A 404-nucleotide genomic window follows, 5' to 3' on the forward strand; every position below is an offset into this window, starting at 1 on the left:
TTTTTTATGTCCTTACCTTATGTCCTTCTGTTTTGATTATGATTCATTCGCATTGTGATTTTAACCATTGCCATAATCAACCAGTTTGCCTGTCTTTTCGTCTCGTACGCCCCATTCTAAACGGCTTTCTAATATGGCTTGTTGTACTTTTGGGGGGTAGTCCGATAAGGTGGTTTCTTTCGGGACTGGTTTGCCTTGTTTGCCTGCTTGACGAATCACCTTCGGCCAACGGGGTTGCCAGCATAAACATTCCGAAATAAAGTAACCCACTGTGTAAAACGGCAATAAAATTAAAAATACCGGGATTAATAAAATGTACATCCAAAAAGTAGGCGCATTTTTGGCTGCATGAATCATCGGGCTTACATGACCACTAAAACCGTGGAAAGGCATGGGTAAATGGG

General features: G+C 41.6%; 1 pseudogene. It reads right to left on the reverse strand.

What is annotated here, in order from left to right:
• Positions 1 to 60: 60 nt before the first annotated feature.
• Positions 61 to 404 (reverse strand): annotated as a pseudogene (locus tag J3U35_RS05535) (hypothetical protein); the annotation flags it as partial.

This window comes from Gilliamella sp. B2717, from assembly GCF_026536675.1.
Taxonomy (GTDB): Bacteria; Pseudomonadota; Gammaproteobacteria; order Enterobacterales; family Orbaceae; genus Gilliamella; species Gilliamella apicola_I.